This is a genomic window from Streptococcus infantis, assembly GCF_019929575.1.
GTDB classification, from domain to species: Bacteria; Bacillota; Bacilli; order Lactobacillales; family Streptococcaceae; genus Streptococcus; species Streptococcus infantis_L.
In genome coordinates, this window is the sequence record NZ_JAHZPU010000004.1 from 38,357 (window position 1) to 52,340 (window position 13,984).

Annotated in this window: 17 protein-coding genes and 1 pseudogene; 16 read left to right on the forward strand and 2 right to left on the reverse strand. The window is 41.4% G+C overall.

The window, feature by feature from the left end; translation table 11 throughout:
- Nucleotides 1-6: 6 nt before the first annotated feature.
- Nucleotides 7-981 carry an aromatic acid exporter family protein gene (locus tag K1I67_RS02650; RefSeq protein ID WP_223338642.1) on the reverse strand — a complete coding sequence of 325 codons (975 nt, stop codon included), beginning with the start codon at nt 979-981 and terminating at the stop codon, nt 7-9.
- Nucleotides 982-1,194: 213 nt separating this feature from the next.
- Entirely contained in the window at nt 1,195-2,400 is a 1,206-nt protein-coding gene (gene sstT, locus K1I67_RS02655; RefSeq protein ID WP_223338643.1) for a serine/threonine transporter SstT, read from the reverse strand.
- Nucleotides 2,401-2,549: 149 nt separating this feature from the next.
- Between sstT and K1I67_RS02660 the strand changes: the two genes are divergently transcribed.
- The 16 genes and pseudogenes from K1I67_RS02660 (at nt 2,550) to rpoZ (ending at nt 13,924) form a co-directional block, all read left to right on the forward strand.
- Nucleotides 2,550-3,116: a mechanosensitive ion channel family protein gene (locus tag K1I67_RS02660; protein WP_001154834.1), complete on the forward strand. Its 567-nt coding sequence runs from the start codon at nt 2,550-2,552 to the stop codon at nt 3,114-3,116.
- Nucleotides 3,117-3,167: 51 nt separating this feature from the next.
- Nucleotides 3,168-4,075, forward strand: a pseudogene (locus K1I67_RS02665) (magnesium transporter CorA family protein).
- 14 nt (nt 4,076-4,089) lie between these two features.
- Nucleotides 4,090-4,617: a YqeG family HAD IIIA-type phosphatase gene (locus K1I67_RS02670; protein WP_223338644.1), complete on the forward strand. Its 528-nt coding sequence runs from the start codon at nt 4,090-4,092 to the stop codon at nt 4,615-4,617.
- A 2-nt stretch (nt 4,618-4,619) separates the two neighbouring features.
- Nucleotides 4,620-5,726, forward strand: a complete 1,107-nt coding sequence (gene yqeH / locus K1I67_RS02675) for a ribosome biogenesis GTPase YqeH (RefSeq protein WP_223338645.1) — start codon at nt 4,620-4,622, stop codon at nt 5,724-5,726.
- Between the two features lie 211 nt (nt 5,727-5,937).
- The gene (gene yhbY / locus K1I67_RS02680) at nt 5,938-6,249 is read left to right on the forward strand and encodes a ribosome assembly RNA-binding protein YhbY (RefSeq protein WP_223338646.1); all 312 of its coding nucleotides are present in this window, start codon (nt 5,938-5,940) and stop codon (nt 6,247-6,249) included.
- A 51-nt stretch (nt 6,250-6,300) separates the two neighbouring features.
- Entirely contained in the window at nt 6,301-6,930 is a 630-nt protein-coding gene (locus K1I67_RS02685) for a nicotinate-nucleotide adenylyltransferase (RefSeq protein WP_223338647.1), read from the forward strand.
- Nucleotides 6,930-7,523 (forward strand): bis(5'-nucleosyl)-tetraphosphatase (symmetrical) YqeK, encoded by a 594-nt coding sequence (gene yqeK, locus K1I67_RS02690; protein WP_223338648.1) that lies wholly within the window; start codon nt 6,930-6,932, stop codon nt 7,521-7,523. The genes K1I67_RS02685 and yqeK overlap by 1 nt, the downstream gene beginning before the upstream one ends.
- Nucleotides 7,524-8,024, forward strand: coding sequence for a cysteine hydrolase family protein (locus K1I67_RS02695; RefSeq protein ID WP_223338649.1), 501 nt, complete (start codon nt 7,524-7,526; stop codon nt 8,022-8,024).
- A 12-nt stretch (nt 8,025-8,036) separates the two neighbouring features.
- Complete coding sequence (rsfS, locus tag K1I67_RS02700) at nt 8,037-8,390, forward strand: ribosome silencing factor (RefSeq protein ID WP_223338650.1); 354 nt, start codon at nt 8,037-8,039, stop codon at nt 8,388-8,390.
- 110 nt (nt 8,391-8,500) lie between these two features.
- Nucleotides 8,501-9,241 carry a class I SAM-dependent DNA methyltransferase gene (locus K1I67_RS02705; protein WP_317628365.1) on the forward strand — a complete coding sequence of 247 codons (741 nt, stop codon included), beginning with the start codon at nt 8,501-8,503 and terminating at the stop codon, nt 9,239-9,241.
- Between the two features lie 9 nt (nt 9,242-9,250).
- The gene (locus tag K1I67_RS02710) at nt 9,251-10,348 is read left to right on the forward strand and encodes a nucleotidyltransferase (protein WP_223338652.1); all 1,098 of its coding nucleotides are present in this window, start codon (nt 9,251-9,253) and stop codon (nt 10,346-10,348) included.
- 132 nt (nt 10,349-10,480) lie between these two features.
- Nucleotides 10,481-10,735 (forward strand): type II toxin-antitoxin system Phd/YefM family antitoxin, encoded by a 255-nt coding sequence (locus K1I67_RS02715; protein ID WP_186822552.1) that lies wholly within the window; start codon nt 10,481-10,483, stop codon nt 10,733-10,735.
- Between the two features lie 3 nt (nt 10,736-10,738).
- On the forward strand, nt 10,739-10,993 hold the full coding sequence (locus tag K1I67_RS02720) for a Txe/YoeB family addiction module toxin (RefSeq protein ID WP_223338653.1): 255 nt from the start codon (nt 10,739-10,741) through the stop codon (nt 10,991-10,993).
- Nucleotides 10,994-11,208: 215 nt separating this feature from the next.
- The gene (locus K1I67_RS02725; protein WP_223338654.1) at nt 11,209-12,822 is read left to right on the forward strand and encodes a ribonuclease Y; all 1,614 of its coding nucleotides are present in this window, start codon (nt 11,209-11,211) and stop codon (nt 12,820-12,822) included.
- Between the two features lie 136 nt (nt 12,823-12,958).
- Complete coding sequence (gene gmk / locus K1I67_RS02730) at nt 12,959-13,585, forward strand: guanylate kinase (protein WP_223338655.1); 627 nt, start codon at nt 12,959-12,961, stop codon at nt 13,583-13,585.
- A 24-nt stretch (nt 13,586-13,609) separates the two neighbouring features.
- The gene (rpoZ, locus tag K1I67_RS02735) at nt 13,610-13,924 is read left to right on the forward strand and encodes a DNA-directed RNA polymerase subunit omega (RefSeq protein ID WP_045763172.1); all 315 of its coding nucleotides are present in this window, start codon (nt 13,610-13,612) and stop codon (nt 13,922-13,924) included.
- Nucleotides 13,925-13,984 lie beyond the last annotated feature (60 nt).

Consider the following 13,984-nt stretch of genomic DNA (forward strand, 5'->3'; position numbering starts at 1 on the left):
TTTTGTTTATGATGATAGATTGCTTTTTTCTTCAGAATAGCGTTGATAGAAGTCAACTTTCAGTTGGATAAAGTTTTCCAATTCGCGTAGGAGTTGGAGCAAGGTTGCGCGCGTTTCAAATTCTTCTCTTGTTTTAGGGAGATTGCGATTGCGAAATACCTGCAGGTAGCTTTCAATATCATTTAATAAATCGTTGGCGGGATTGGTCTGGCTGAGTTGATCTGCAATTTTAGCGAATAGCTGGGAAAGGATTAGGCTTTCGCTTGCGGCTAGATTACAGGTGTTGATTTGCTGGGCCATATTACGAAGAATGCGACTCTGTCTCTGTCTCATTTCAAAATAGTGGATATGGTAATCGGTTTGGTGGAAGAGGTGGTCAGAGTGATCAAGATAGACCAGTTTGAGTGCTTCTTCGAGGAGTTGATCCAGTTCTTCAACAAGTTGGGCACGGTTACGACCGTCGCCCTTTCCAAGATAATATTCAAAACGTTGTAGGATGTGTTTGAGTTTTTCTTCTACCTTGAGATGGTAGAGATGGATTTCTTCTTGTCGAGAAGGCATGTAAAGATTTACAGTCAAGGCAAAGCTAGTACCGATGAGAAATAGGAGGAGTTCATTCGCTAGTAGTTCTGGTGATGTAGACTCTTGAACTAAGAGATGACTGACCAAGACACTACTAGGGGTAATGCCAATTTCCCATCCGAATTTGTAGGCAAGAGGGACATAGAGGGCGAGATAGAGACCAAAACTCCAAATATGGTAGCCAGTTAGTTGAAAGGCCAAGACGCCGATAGACAGAGCCAGCAGGGTTGAGAATAAGCGGTTTTTAGCTAGTTTTATCGTGCTTCTACGGGTATCTGATAAACTCAAAAGGGCGATGATACCAGCAGAAACAGCCGAAGATAAATCAAGAAAGTAGGCTAGAACACAGGCTAGACAAGTAGCTAGAACAAGTTTAAAAGTACGTTGGGTGATAGACATGAGACATTTCCTAAACTGAATGATAGAAACCAGACAAAGAGGTTGGAACAAAAGATCCCGACCTCACTTTTTATTAGCAATCAAACTTTGACGCGGTAGCTGATTGAACTTTTTGTTCGTCTTTTAGACTCCAAAAAGCTCCTAATCATCCTCGCGGGGCTGGGACTACGAAATCGAGACTTTGTCTATCGATTTCTGTCCCACCGCCCTTGATTATTTTTTGCGAGCAGAAGCAAATTCGGCAACTGCTGTAAAGAGCACATCGGTTGAAGAGTTGAGAGCTGTTTCGCAAGAGTCTTGGATAACACCGATGACAAATCCGACCCCCACAACCTGCATAGCGATATCATTGGTAATCCCAAAGAGACTACATGCAACAGGGATGAGAAGGAGTGAGCCTCCAGCAATACCAGAAGCCCCACAGGCTGAGATAGCTGCAACGATACTGAGCACAAAGGCAGTTGCAAAATCAACAGAGATTCCAAGTGTATTGACTGCTGCGAGAGTTAAGATGTTGATAGTAATAGCAGCGCCAGCCATATTGATGGTTGATCCAAGTGGGATTGAGACAGAGTAAGTATCAGGATTGAGTCCAAGATCTTTACAGAGTTTCATATTGACTGGGATGTTGGCTGCAGAGCTACGTGTGAAAAAGGCGGTGACACCACTGATACGCAAGCATTTCCAGACTAGAGGATAAGGATTTCTCTTGATAAATAGAAAAGCAATCAGAGGATTGATCACTAGGGCAACGAAAACCATAGTGGCAATCAAAAGTCCGAGTAGGATTCCGTAATTTGCTAAACTAGCGATACCTTGGTCTGAGATGGTTTTGAAGACTAATCCGAGGATACCAAATGGCGCAAGGTTAATGATCCATTCGACGATTTTTGAAGTCACACTGGCCATTGTTTTGAGTAGTTCCTTGCTATTTTTGCTAGCTTCACGCATGGCAACTCCAAAGACGATAGCCCAAGATAAAATTCCGATATAGTTAGCTTCGATGATGGCGTTGACAGGATTGTCCACTATTTTCAGTAGGAGATTACTGAGTACTTGTCCGATGCCGTCTGGCGGAGTAACTTCTGTGCTAGCGCTACTCAAGACCATCTGAACAGGGAAGAGAAAGCTAGCCAAAACTGCTACAAGAGCCGCAGCAAAAGTCCCCAGCAAATAGAGGAAAATGACTTTTTTCATATTGCTATCTTGGCCTTTCTGGTGTTGGGAAAGGGCATTAGCGACTAAAGCAAAAACCAGGATAGGAGCAATAGCCTTAAGGCCTCCTACAAATAAATCTCCAAGTAAACCGATTTCGGAGACATTGGGAACGAATAGGCCGAGGATAGCTCCGATAGTCATTCCGATCCCTATTCTTTTGATAAGATTTGTTTTATTCCAAGCACGAATGATTCTTTTCATAGAGGTCTCCTTACTGTGTATTGTTTATGATTATAGTATAAATATGCTTGAAAAGCAAGTTGGTTGTAAATTTACATAAAATGAATGAATATTTATGAAAATAATAGCTTGATAGATTTGTGGTATAATGAAAAGAAAAGGAGTTTTGTATGCAAGAATTTTTTCAACGATATCTGGATAAATTAGATCTAACAACTGTTTTAGAGAATCTCTTGACCAAGGTGATTTCTCTTTTACTTCTCATTCTTCTATTTTACATAGCTAAAAAGTTCCTCCATGTTGCTGTAGGAAAGATTGTTAAACCTTCACTTAAGTTTTCAAATCGAGATGCAGGTAGACAAAAGACCATTTCTCGTTTGCTTGAAAACATTTTTAACTACACACTTTATTTCTTTTTGATTTATTGTATTTTATCCATTCTAGGTTTACCTGTCTCTAGCTTGCTTGCAGGTGCGGGGATTGCTGGGGTGGCTATCGGTATGGGAGCACAAGGCTTTCTATCAGACGTCATCAACGGCTTCTTTATTCTCTTCGAACGTCAATTGGATGTGGGAGATGAGGTTGTTTTGACCAATGGTCCTATTACTGTATCGGGAAAAGTAGTTAGTGTCGGAATTCGAACGACTCAATTGAGAAGTGATGACCAAGCCCTTCACTTTGTTCCTAACCGCAATATTACCGTTGTGAGTAATTTTTCAAGGAAGGAAGAGAACTGAAATTTTACTTGATTTATGGTACAATAGAAAGAGTTTGGTAAAGGAGAAACGATGTTTTTAGATAAGCAGTTAGGGAATGGTTGTACCTGGATTAATCTAGATGTGGAAATCATCAAAAATCTTGAAGATTTATCAGAAATCTATGGATTGGATAAAGAAACCATCGAGTATGCGCTGGATAGAAACGAACGAGCCCACATGGATTATAACCGTGAAAATGGGACGGTCACCTTTATCTATAACGTTCTTGACTTAGAAAGGGACAAGGAATACTATGAAGCCCTTCCTATGACTTTTATCGTTGAAAGACAACGAATGATTACCATCAGTAACCATAAGAATGCTTATGTCATTGATCAGATGTTAGCTTATCTGGATAGCCATGAGTCGCTTTCTATTTACAAATTTCTCTTTGCCAGTCTTGAAATGATTAGCAATGCCTATTATCCAATCATTGAAAAGATGGATAAGAGTAAAGATGAAGTCAACAGCTTACTTCGTCAGAGAACAACCAAGAAAAATCTCTTTGCCCTCTCCGACTTGGAGACAGGTATGGTTTATCTAACGGCAGCTGCCAAGCAAAACCGTATCTTGCTTGAACATATCCAAGGTCATGCCCTCTATCGTCGTTTGGATGAAATTGAAAAGAGCAGTTTGATGATGCCATGATTGAGGCTCATCAGCTGGTATCCATGACAGACTTGATTTCTCAAGTTCTCCAACAACTGTCAGGGTCCTACAACAACATCCTAAATAACAACCTGAATGATAATTTGACAACCTTGACCATCATTTCAGTTTTATTGGCTGTCCTAGCTGTCATCACAGGATTTTTCGGGATGAACGTCCCTCTTCCTTTTATGGAGGACAAGCATGCTTGGATCTATATCACCTTGGCTAGTGCTCTTTTATGGATTGTCCTAGCCCAGTTTCTCAAACGAATTGCGAAAATAAGTTAAGAAAAGGAGCCAGAATGGCGATTGAAAATTATATGCCAGATTTTGCTGTGGAAGCAGTTTATGATCTGACAGTTCAAAGCCTGCAGGAACAGGGAATCAAGGCTGTTTTGGTTGATTTGGATAATACCCTGATTGCTTGGAATAATCCAGATGGAACAGCAGAGATGAAGCAATGGTTACATGACCTTCGTGATGCTGGGATTCGTATCATTGTAGTATCCAATAACACACCCAAACGTGTCAAACGAGCAGTTGAAAAATTTGACATTGATTATGTTTACTGGGCACTGAAGCCCTTTACTCTAGGAATTAAACGTGCCATGAAACATTTCCACTATGAAAAAGACCAAGTGGTCATGGTTGGCGATCAGCTCATGACGGATATTCGAGCAGCCCACCGAGCAGGCATTCGCTCGATTTTGGTTAAACCCTTGGTCCAGCACGACTCTATTAAGACTCAGATTAACCGAGCGCGTGAGCGTCGTATGATGAGAAAAATCGCTGAAAAGTACGGCCCTATTACTTATAAAAAAGGAATCTAATTATGGAAGAAATTCTCTGTATTGGTTGTGGAGCAACCATTCAGACGGAAGATAAGACTGGTTTAGGTTTTACACCTCAGTCAGCACTTGAAAAAGGTTTGGAAACTGGAGAAGTTTATTGCCAGCGTTGTTTCCGTCTTCGTCATTATAATGAAATCACAGATGTGCAGTTGACGGATGATGATTTCCTCAAACTCTTGCACGAGGTTGGAGATAGCGATGCCTTGGTGGTCAATGTCATTGATATTTTTGATTTCAATGGCTCTGTTATCCCAGGTTTGCCCCGCTTTGTGTCAGGTAATGATGTGCTCTTGGTTGGAAATAAAAAAGACATCCTTCCTAAGTCAGTGAAACCAGGTAAGATTAGCCAATGGCTGATGGAACGTGCCCATGAAGAAGGACTTCGTCCAGTCGATGTTGTCTTAACTTCGGCACAAAACAAGCATGCCATCAAGGAAGTCATTGAAAAAATTGAGCACTACCGTAAAGGACGTGACGTCTATGTGGTTGGCGTGACCAACGTTGGAAAATCAACCCTTATTAATGCTATTATCCAGGAAATTACGGGTGACCAGAACGTCATCACAACCTCACGTTTCCCAGGGACAACCTTAGATAAGATTGAAATTCCACTTGATGATGGTTCTTATATCTATGATACACCGGGAATTATCCATCGTCATCAGATGGCCCACTACTTGACTGCTAAAAACCTCAAGTATGTCAGTCCTAAAAAGGAAATCAAGCCAAAAACCTATCAGCTAAACCCTGAACAAACCCTATTTTTAGGTGGATTGGGACGCTTTGACTTTATTGCAGGAGAAAAGCAAGGTTTTACAGCCTTCTTTGACAATGAACTCAAGCTTCATCGTACCAAGCTAGAGGGAGCTAGTGTCTTTTACGACAAGCACCTTGGAACCCTCCTTACACCACCAAATAGCAAGGAAAAAGAAGACTTTCCAAAACTAGTCCAACATATCTTTACTATCAAGGATAAGACAGACCTCGTTATCTCAGGACTAGGTTGGATTCGAGTGACAGGCACCGCCAAAGTCGCCGTCTGGGCACCAGAAGGCGTAGCCGTCGTCACACGAAAGGCCATTATTTAAAATAAAATCACTGAGCGAACAAAGTGAGCTCATAAAAAGATAGTTATTGCCGTGGTGTGATTGCCAATCCATAGATTGGCAAGGGGCACAATTGAGACCTAGGCTCAATTGTGAGGTCAGGAAATCCATTTTTCAAAGATGCATTCTTTGGAAAATTAGTTCCGACCGTCCCTCACCACCTAAAATAACTATCAAAAAAGGAAGAAAGAATATGTCATTAACATCAAAACAACGTGCCTTCCTCAACAGCCAGGCACACACCCTCAAACCCATCATCCAAATCGGGAAAAATGGTCTCAACGACCAAATCAAAACTAGCGTTCGCCAAGCTCTTGACGCGCGTGAATTGATCAAGGTTACTCTCTTGCAAAACACAGATGAGAATATCTATGAAGTAGCCGAAATCTTGGAAGAAGAAATCGGTGTGGACACAGTTCAAAAAATCGGACGCATCTTGATTTTGTATAAACAATCAAGCAAGAAAGAAAATCGCAAGATTTCTAAAAAAGTTAAAGAAATCTAAGAACGATACTCCCAAAAGCTGTTTTTACAGAAAAGTAAAGGAGATTAACCTATGGCAATCGAATTATTAACTCCCTTTACCAAAGTGGAGTTAGAGCCAGAAATCAAGGATAAAAAACGCAAACAAGTCGGTATTTTGGGTGGAAATTTTAACCCTGTTCACAACGCCCATCTTATCGTGGCGGACCAAGTGCGCCAGCAGTTGGGATTGGATCAAGTTCTGCTCATGCCTGAATATCAACCGCCTCACGTAGACAAAAAGGAAACCATTTCTGAACACCACCGCCTCAAGATGCTTGAATTGGCAATTGACGGAATCGAAGGTTTAGCTATTGAGACCATTGAGCTAGAGCGTAAGGGGATTTCCTACACCTACGACACCATGAAGATTTTGACAGAGAAGAATCCAGATACAGATTATTACTTTATCATCGGTGCCGATATGGTAGACTATTTACCCAAATGGTATAGAATTGACGAATTGGTCGACCTCGTTCAGTTTGTAGGAGTTCAACGACCACGCTACAAGGCTGGGACTTCTTATCCAGTCATTTGGGTGGATGTGCCTCTCATGGATATTTCATCTAGTATGGTGCGTGACTTTATCGCTCAAGGACGAAAACCTAACTTTCTCTTGCCAAAGCCAGTGCTAGACTATATCGAGAAAGAAGGACTTTATTGATGGCATACCAGGACTATATCAACTGTTCCCGTGAGGAATTATTGAAAAAAATGGCAGAGCTTCTACCCGAGAAACGTTTGACCCATTGTTTGGGTGTAGAGCGCGCAGCCATTGAACTTGCAGAACGATATGGAGTGGATACCGATAAAGCAGGTTTGGCAGGTCTCTTACATGATTATGCTAAAAAGCTATCAGATCAAGAGTTTCTAGACTTGATCGACCGTTATCAGCTAGATCCTGACCTCAAAAACTGGGGCAATAATGTCTGGCATGGCATGGTTGGTATCTACAAGATTCAGGAAGATTTGGATTTACAAGATTCTGAAATCCTACGAGCTATTGAAATTCATACAGTCGGAGCGAGTCAGATGACGGACCTTGACAAGGTTATCTACGTCGCAGACTATATCGAGCACAATCGTGCCTTTCCAGGTGTGGATCAGGCGCGTGAGATTGCAAGTTTGTCACTCAATAAGGCAATAGCTTATGAAACAGCTCATACGGTGGAGCATTTGGCTCACCAAGGATTTCCCATCTATCCCCAAACCCTTGAAACCTATAACGCCTATGTGCACTATTTGAAAGAGGACTAAATGAAGACGGCTTTTATAATCATTGATGTTCAGAATATTTTAGTGGAAACTGGGTTTCAGACAAAAAGTCTATTGGAAAAAATTTCTTATTTACAAAACCAGGCTAGAAGCAAGAATATCGAAATTATCTATGTTCAACATATTGAGAGCCCTGAAGCCCAAACATCAGAAGATTGGCAGTTATCTGAGTTTTTAAGTCGAAAACCTAATGAAAAGGTCTTTCAGAAGAAGTATAACAGTATTATCAAAGAAACTGGTTTAAAAGAATACTTGGATAAACAGGGGATTGAAAAATTAGTTTTATGTGGTATGCAGACAGAATATTGTGTGGATACCTCTGTCAAGGTTGCCTTTGAATATGGCTATCAGCTTATTATTCCAGAAGGAACTTGCACAACGTTTGATGGCGATGACATTCCAGCAGAAACGATAAATGAATTTTATGAGGGCATTTGGGAGGGGCGCTTTGCAGATGTCCTAGATTACAAACATATTTTCTAGAAAGAGGATTAAATGAACGAAAAAGAATTACTAGAACTAGTCGTGAAAGCGGCTGATGAGAAACGTGCTGAGGATATCCTTGCACTTGATGTACAAGAATTAACCAGTGTGACAGACTACTTTGTTATCACTAGCTCAATGAACAGTCGTCAGTTGGATGCTATCGCTGACAATATTCGTGAAAAAGTAGCGGAAGCAGGCTTTAAAGGCAGCCATGTCGAAGGTGATGCAGCTGGAGGCTGGGTCTTGCTAGACCTCGGCAGTGTCGTTGTGCATATCTTTTCAGAAGAAATGCGTGCCCACTATAACCTAGAAAAGCTATGGCATGAGGCTAATTCTGTAGACATTTCAGAAGCCTTAGCATAGAAGATGAACTCAGTTGTAATCAACTGGGTTTTATTTGCTTATGTTAGAAGAAAATTGTTAGAAAGGTAAGGGCTAGTGGTGTTTACCATGGGGCTCTTGGTATCATGATTATGGCAACTTATGAAACTTTTGCGGCGGTCTATGATGCGGTTATGGATGATAGTTTATACGACAAATGGACGGACTTTTCTCTGCGTCATTTACCTAAAACCAAGGACAGAAAGAAACTATTGGAGCTTGCTTGTGGAACAGGAATTCAATCAGTGCGCTTCTCTCAGGCTGGTTTTGATGTGACTGGACTTGATTTGAGTGCGGATATGTTGAAGATTGCCGAAAAGAGAGCGGCTTCAGCCAAGCAAAAGATTGATTTCATTGAAGGCAATATGCTGGATTTATCCAAGGCTGGTCAATACGACTTTGTCACGTGTTACTCGGACTCAATCTGTTACATGCAGGATGAAGTGGAAGTTGGGGACGTTTTTAAAGAAGTCTATAATGCCCTCAATGAAGATGGTGTTTTTATCTTTGATGTGCATTCGACTTACCAGACAGATGAGGTCTTCCCAGGTTATTCCTACCATGAAAACGCCGAAGACTTTGCCATGCTCTGGGATACCTATGAAGATGAAGCCCCTCACTCCATCGTGCATGAACTGACCTTCTTTGTCAAGGAGGCAGATAGTTCCTTTAGCCGTCATGATGAGGTACATGAGGAGCGAACCTACGAAGTCTTGACCTATGATATTTTGTTAGAACAAGCTGGTTTTAAGTCCTTCAAACTCTTTGCGGACTTTGAAGACAAGGAACCAACAGAAACCAGTACCCGTTGGTTTTTCGTCGCTCAGAAGTAGGAGATTTCCATGACCATTACAGGTATCATCGCGGAGTTCAATCCCTTTCATAATGGCCACAAATACCTACTGGAACAGGCAGAGGGACTGAAAATCGTTGCCATGTCTGGGAATTTCATGCAGCGTGGGGAGCCTGCTATCGTGGATAAGTGGACACGGGCTCAGATGGCGCTGGAAAATGGGGCGGACTTAGTGGTAGAATTGCCCTTTTTAGTCAGTGTCCAAGCAGCGGACTTCTTTGGACAAGGAGCAGTAGATATTTTGGCACGGTTGGGGATTGATAGCCTAGCTTTTGGGACAGAGGAAGTTCTGGATTACCAGAAAATTGCTGACTTATACACAGAGAAAGGTGCTGAGATGGAGAAATTTGTGGATAACTTATCTGATTCTCTTTCTTACCCTCAGAAAACGCAAGCTATGTGGAAGGAATTTGCAGGTCTTGATTTTTCAGGCAATACGCCTAATCATGTCCTTGCTCTCGCTTATGCCAAGGCGGTTGCAGGACGAAACATCAGACTTCATCCGATTCAGCGTCAAGGAGCCGGCTATCATTCTGTGAACAAAGATGTAGACTTTGCCTCGGCCACAGCTCTCCGTCAGCACCAAAGTGATAAAGATTTCTTAGAACGCTTTATGCCTTCTGTTAACCTTTTTGAGCAGGTCAGTAAGGTGAGCTGGGATGACTATTTTCCTTTGCTCCGATATCAAATCTTGTCAAATTCCGACCTAACCACCATCTATCAGGTCAATCAAGAAATGGCTGTACGCATCAAGGATGCCATCAAGACAGCCCGGTCTGTTGACGAATTGGTCGAAGCGGTTGCCACCAAGCGGTACACCAAGGCGCGTGTACGTCGTTTATTGACTTATATCTTGGTACAAGCCAGAGAATGTGCCTTGCCAGAAGCTATTCATATCCTTGGATTTACCGAAAAAGGCAGGCAACATCTCAAGTCTCTGAAAGAGCAGGTTAATCTAGTTAGCCGAATCGGTAAAGAGCCCTGGGATGCCATGACTCAAAAGGCAGACCAAATTTATCAACTGGGAGACCCAAGTATCGCAGAACAAAATTTTGGTCGAGTGCCAATTAAAATCGAATCAAACTGAGTCTACTTTGAGGTAGGCTTTTTTAGTTTATTTCGAATAAATAGATAGAAAAAGAAAAATCTTGTACAAGTTCCTGACAATTTTATTCTTTTCGTGTATAATAATGGAATAGAGGTAAAACGAGGTATGGTTATGGAAGCAGTTCTTTACTCAACATTCCGAAATCATTTGAAGGACTATATGAAGAAGGTAAACGATGAGTTTGAACCTTTGACTGTGGTCAACAAAAATCCTGACGAAGACATTGTCGTCCTTTCAAAGAGTGAGTGGGATAGTATTCAAGAAACCTTGAGAATTGCTCAGAATAAGGAGCTTTCTGACAAGGTCTTGCGAGGAATGTCCCAAGTTCGTGCAGGACATACTCAGGTGCATGTGATAGAGGAGTGATGGATGCTACTCAAGTTTACAGAAGATGCCTGGGCGGATTATTGCTACTGGCAAACTCAAGACAAGAAAATGCTAAAAAGAATCAACAAACTAATTAAGGATATTCAACGCGATCCTTTCACAGGCATAGGGAAACCAGAGCCACTCAAATACGATTACCAAGGAGCGTGGTCACGTCGTATTGATGCAGAAAATCGCATCATCTATATGATGGATGGTGATAGCGTCGCTTTCTTGTCCTTTAAAGATCACTACTAAGTCCACTGAGAGGTGGACTTTTTCTAATTTGTGTGTAAAAAAATCTTTAAAAATTTAATTAGTAACAATACCCTAGTTTATTAGGAAAAATAAGGATTTTTAGCCTTGAAATGACCAAAACAACTTCAAATTAAGGTTTGTTAAAAATGATTTTTTATGGTAGAATGTATAAGAATGCATATCATTCGGATAAACAAATAAATTGAGGTAAAAACATGGAAATTATGGCGATTGTTATCGTTGTTTTTGCCGTCATCATTGGTTTAGTCATTGGATATGTCAGCATCTCAGTCAAGATGAAATCATCACAAGAGGCTGCGGAGTTGATGCTTTTAAATGCTGAACAAGAAGCAACTAATTTACGAGGACAAGCAGAGCGCGAAGCGGATTTATTACTCAATGAAGCTAAGAGCGAAAGCAAGTCTCTTAAAAAAGAAGCACTATTGGAGGCTAAAGAGGAAGCCAGAAAATACCGTGAAGAAGTGGACGCTGAATTTAAGTCAGAACGTCAAGAACTCAAGCAAATCGAAAGTCGTTTGACCGAACGTGCTAGCAGTCTTGATCGTAAAGATGATAATTTAACGAACAAAGAAAAAACACTTGAACAAAAAGAACAAAGTATTTCTGATAGAGCAAAAAACCTTGATGTACGTGAAGAACAACTAGAAGAAATTGAGAAACAAAAGCAAGCTGAACTAGAGCGTATCGGAACTCTGACTCAGTCGGAAGCAAAAGACATTATCTTGGCTCAGACAGAGGACAACTTGACTAAGGAAATTGCTAGTCGCATTCGTGAGGCTGAGCAAGAAGTTAAGGAACGTTCAGACAAATTGGCTAAGGATATCTTGTCTCAAGCCATGCAGAGAATTGCTGGTGAGTATGTAGCTGAGTCTACCAATTCTACAGTTCATCTGCCTGATGATACCATGAAAGGTCGTATCATTGGTCGTGAAGGACGTAATATCCGTACTTTTGAAAGTTTGACAGGGGTTGATGTTATCATTGATGATACGCCCGAAGTGGTAACCTTGTCAGGTTTTGATCCTATCCGTCGCGAGATTGCCCGTATGACGATGGAAACCTTGCTTAAGGATGGTCGTATTCACCCGGCTCGTATCGAAGAGTTGGTTGAGAAAAATCGTCAAGAGATCGATAACAAGATTCGTGAATATGGTGAAGCTGCAGCCTATGAAATTGGTGCACCGAACCTTCACCCAGACTTGATGAAGATCATGGGTCGCTTGCAGTTCCGTACGTCATACGGACAAAATGTCTTGCGTCATTCGATTGAAGTGGCTGAGTTGGCTGGTATCATGGCTAGCGAACTTGGTGAAAATGCTACCCTTGCTCGTCGCGCGGGATTCCTTCACGATATTGGTAAAGCCATTGACCGTGAGGTAGAGGGTAGCCACGTTGAGATTGGTACTGAATTAGCGCGCAAGTACAAGGAACACCCAGTTGTGATCAATACCATCGCTAGTCACCACGGTGATGTAGAACCTGAGAGTGTGATTGCAGTTATCGTTGCCGCGGCGGATGCCTTGAGTGCTGCCCGTCCAGGAGCTCGTAGCGAATCACTTGAAAGCTACATCAAACGTCTCCATGATTTAGAGGAAATCGCTAATAGCTTTGAAGGTGTTCAAAATAGCTTTGCCCTTCAAGCTGGTCGCGAAATCCGCATTATGGTAAATCCAGGTCAAATCAAAGATGACAAGGTCACAATCTTGGCTCATAAAGTTCGTGAGAAAATCGAAAACAATCTCGATTACCCAGGAAATATCAAGGTAACCGTGATTCGTGAATTTCGTGCAGTTGATTATGCAAAATAAATAAGAAAGAGCAGTTGAAAAATTACTGCTTTTTTGTTACACTAGATAGAAAGATTGTAGCGAGCAGAAATGGCTTTAGATATATAATCTTACAGAAATTTTCAAGTCATTTCACAAACTATCCAAAGGAGATATAATGGCAGACCGAGGCTTACTAATCGTTTTTTCAGGTCCTTCAGGAGTTGGAAAAGGAACGGTTAGACGAGAAATTTTTGAGAATTCTGAAAATCAATTTCAATATTCTGTATCTATGACGACACGGGCACAACGTCCAGGTGAAGTAGATGGTGTTGATTATTTCTTCCGTACAAGGGAGGAATTTGAAGAATTGATCCGTCAAGGGCAAATGTTAGAGTATGCAGAGTATGTAGGCAACTACTACGGAACTCCTCTGACCTATGTCAATGAAACGCTTGATAAAGGAATTGACGTCTTCCTAGAAATTGAAGTACAGGGAGCTCTTCAGGTCAAGAAAAAAGTTCCAGATGCTGTCTTTATCTTTTTGACACCACCAGATTTGGAAGAATTGCAAGACCGTCTCGTAGGCCGTGGTACCGATAGTGCAGAAGTAATTGCTCAGCGTATCGAAAAAGCCAAGGAAGAAATTGCTTTGATGCGTGAGTATGACTACGCTATTGTAAATGACCATGTTCCTCTTGCCGCAGAACGTGTAAAACGTGTGATTGAAGCAGAACATTTCCGTGTAGACCGCGTGATTGGTCATTATCAGGATATGCTACCAAAGTCTCCGACTATTCGATAAACTATAGAAAACAGGTACAAACAAATGATGCTTAAACCCTCTATCGATACCTTGCTTGATAAGGTACCATCAAAATATTCACTCGTAATCTTGGAAGCAAAACGTGCTCACGAATTAGAAGCTGGAGCACCTCCAACTCAAGAATTTAAATCTGAAAAATCAACTCTTCGTGCTTTAGAAGAAATTGAATCAGGGAATGTAACCATCCACCCAGATCCAGAAGGAAAACGCGAAGCTGTTCGTCGTCGTATCGAAGAAGAAAGACGATTGAAAGAAGAAGAAGAAAAGAAAATCAAAGAGCAAATCGCGAAAGAAAAAGAAGAAGGTGAAAAAATTTAAGGTTGGGGGGACTCAATCTTATTTTTTCTATTGCAAGAATACTCACTCAAATGAAACGAT

Bases quoted from the DNA above. Each gene is read 5' to 3' on its own strand.
- K1I67_RS02650 (WP_223338642.1), bottom strand. From the start codon at position 981: ATGTCTATCACCCAACGTACTTTTAAACTTGTTCTAGCTACTTGTCTA.
- sstT (WP_223338643.1), bottom strand. From the start codon at position 2,400: ATGAAAAGAATCATTCGTGCTTGGAATAAAACAAATCTTATCAAAAGA.
- K1I67_RS02660 (WP_001154834.1), top strand. From the start codon at position 2,550: ATGCAAGAATTTTTTCAACGATATCTGGATAAATTAGATCTAACAACT.
- K1I67_RS02670 (WP_223338644.1), top strand. From the start codon at position 4,090: ATGGCGATTGAAAATTATATGCCAGATTTTGCTGTGGAAGCAGTTTAT.
- yqeH (WP_223338645.1), top strand. From the start codon at position 4,620: ATGGAAGAAATTCTCTGTATTGGTTGTGGAGCAACCATTCAGACGGAA.
- yhbY (WP_223338646.1), top strand. From the start codon at position 5,938: ATGTCATTAACATCAAAACAACGTGCCTTCCTCAACAGCCAGGCACAC.
- K1I67_RS02685 (WP_223338647.1), top strand. From the start codon at position 6,301: ATGGCAATCGAATTATTAACTCCCTTTACCAAAGTGGAGTTAGAGCCA.
- yqeK (WP_223338648.1), top strand. From the start codon at position 6,930: ATGGCATACCAGGACTATATCAACTGTTCCCGTGAGGAATTATTGAAA.
- K1I67_RS02695 (WP_223338649.1), top strand. From the start codon at position 7,524: ATGAAGACGGCTTTTATAATCATTGATGTTCAGAATATTTTAGTGGAA.
- rsfS (WP_223338650.1), top strand. From the start codon at position 8,037: ATGAACGAAAAAGAATTACTAGAACTAGTCGTGAAAGCGGCTGATGAG.
- K1I67_RS02705 (WP_317628365.1), top strand. From the start codon at position 8,501: ATGGCAACTTATGAAACTTTTGCGGCGGTCTATGATGCGGTTATGGAT.
- K1I67_RS02710 (WP_223338652.1), top strand. From the start codon at position 9,251: ATGACCATTACAGGTATCATCGCGGAGTTCAATCCCTTTCATAATGGC.
- K1I67_RS02715 (WP_186822552.1), top strand. From the start codon at position 10,481: ATGGAAGCAGTTCTTTACTCAACATTCCGAAATCATTTGAAGGACTAT.
- K1I67_RS02720 (WP_223338653.1), top strand. From the start codon at position 10,739: ATGCTACTCAAGTTTACAGAAGATGCCTGGGCGGATTATTGCTACTGG.
- K1I67_RS02725 (WP_223338654.1), top strand. From the start codon at position 11,209: ATGGAAATTATGGCGATTGTTATCGTTGTTTTTGCCGTCATCATTGGT.
- gmk (WP_223338655.1), top strand. From the start codon at position 12,959: ATGGCAGACCGAGGCTTACTAATCGTTTTTTCAGGTCCTTCAGGAGTT.
- rpoZ (WP_045763172.1), top strand. From the start codon at position 13,610: ATGATGCTTAAACCCTCTATCGATACCTTGCTTGATAAGGTACCATCA.